The following is a 1,514-nucleotide window of genomic DNA, read 5'->3' as shown; positions in this document are numbered from 1 at the left end:
AGCGGCTGCGGCCACGGGGTGCCGCGCTCGGCATCCGCCCTGGCGAGCGTGGGCGCGAGGGCGCTCACCACGTGCCCGGCGGCCCAGTGGTCCCGGGCCGACACGTCGGGCGCGGGCAGCGACGCTGCTGTCATGTTCGTATCTCCAATGATCGAAAATGATCGTATAGGAACTCTTCGGTGAGCGCCAGGGCTTGCCAACGGCCGGTCTGGTGGGCTTCAATGGGCCATCGTCCGATCGTAGGTGATCGGAATTGTTCGCCTGAACGGTCAGGCGGACGCGGACTCGATGGAGAGGAGCGCGGTGGTGCGGCGACCTGAAGCCCTGCTCGTCATGGACGATCGGGCACTGCGAATGCAGTTCGGCCCGGACGAGGACTCCCGGCTGCGCGCGATCGCGCGTCTCGGTGAGACCGCTCGTGTGACCTCCTACGACACGCCCGAGGCCAAGGCCCGGCTGGCCGACGTCGAGGTGCTCGTCACCTCGTGGGGCGCGCCCCGGCTCACCTCCGAGGTCCTCGAGCTCGCGCCGAACCTGCGCGCGGTCGTGCACTGCGCGGGTTCGGTCCGGTCGCTCGTGTCCGACGCGGTCTGGGACCGCGGGCTGCTGGTGACCAACGCCGTAACCGAAAACGCGCTGCCGGTCGCGGAGTTCACGGTGGCCGCGATCCTCATGGCCGGCAAGAAGGCGCCGTTCCTCGCGAACATCGCCCGCAAGCGCAGGGACGACTGGTCCTACCTGGACGAGCACGGCGACCTGTCCAACCGGGACCGCGTGGTCGGCATCGTCGGCTTCTCCCGGACCGGGCGCCAGGTCGTGGCGCGCCTGACCGTGCCGGGCTCCGGTCCCGAGACGCGCGAGATCCTCGTGGCGGACCCGTTCGCGGACGCGGCCGTCGTGGCCGAGGCCGGCGCGCGGCTGGTGCCGCTCGACGAGCTGCTGGCGGCGTCCGACATCGTCTCGCTGCACGCCCCGGAGCTGCCCTCGACGCGCAACCTGATCGGCGCGCGCGAGCTCGCCCTGCTGCCCGACGGCGCCACGCTGATCAACACCGCCCGCGGCACCGTCGTCGACACCGCTGCGCTGGAGCGCGAGTGCTCGACGGGCCGCATCTACGCGATGCTCGACGTCACCGAGCCGGAGCCGCTGCCGGCGTCGTCCGTGCTGTACGACCTGCCCAACGTCATGATCACACCGCACATCGCCGGGTCGCTCGGCACCGAGGCGCGCCGCATGACCGCTGCCGCGCTCGACGAGCTGGAGCGCTACGCACGGGGCGAGGCGTCCCGTAGTGCCGTGACCCGCGAGGACATGGAGTTCGTCGCATGACCGACCACACAGCCTCCGTCCGTCCGTCCGGTGCCGGGGCGTCCGGCCCCGAGGCCCGGGCCTGGCTCACCGGCTACGCCGACCGGCTGCTCGCGGCCGTCGAGCCCTACGCGTCGCCGACCGGCTCGCTCATCACGCTGCCCGGCACCCCGGGCGGCTACGGCACCGCCGTCGACGGGCTCGAG

2 protein-coding genes are annotated in these 1,514 nt (G+C 72.2%); both read left to right on the top strand.

Annotated features, from left to right (window positions below; translation table 11 throughout):
• Positions 1-306 precede the first annotated feature (306 nt).
• Positions 307-1,329, top strand: coding sequence for a hydroxyacid dehydrogenase (locus tag PROKR_RS18790; protein ID WP_245605881.1), 1,023 nt, complete (start codon positions 307-309; stop codon positions 1,327-1,329).
• Positions 1,326-1,514: hypothetical protein (locus tag PROKR_RS18785; protein WP_036965677.1), on the top strand; the 189-nt coding region annotated here is incomplete at its 3' end. The genes PROKR_RS18790 and PROKR_RS18785, both read left to right, overlap by 4 nt.

It is taken from the genome of Promicromonospora kroppenstedtii DSM 19349 (assembly GCF_000515355.1).
Lineage (GTDB): Bacteria > Actinomycetota > Actinomycetes > Actinomycetales > Cellulomonadaceae > Promicromonospora > Promicromonospora kroppenstedtii.
The sequence above is the reverse complement of the archived record's forward strand: the minus strand, read 5'-3'. Positions and strand labels throughout refer to the sequence as shown.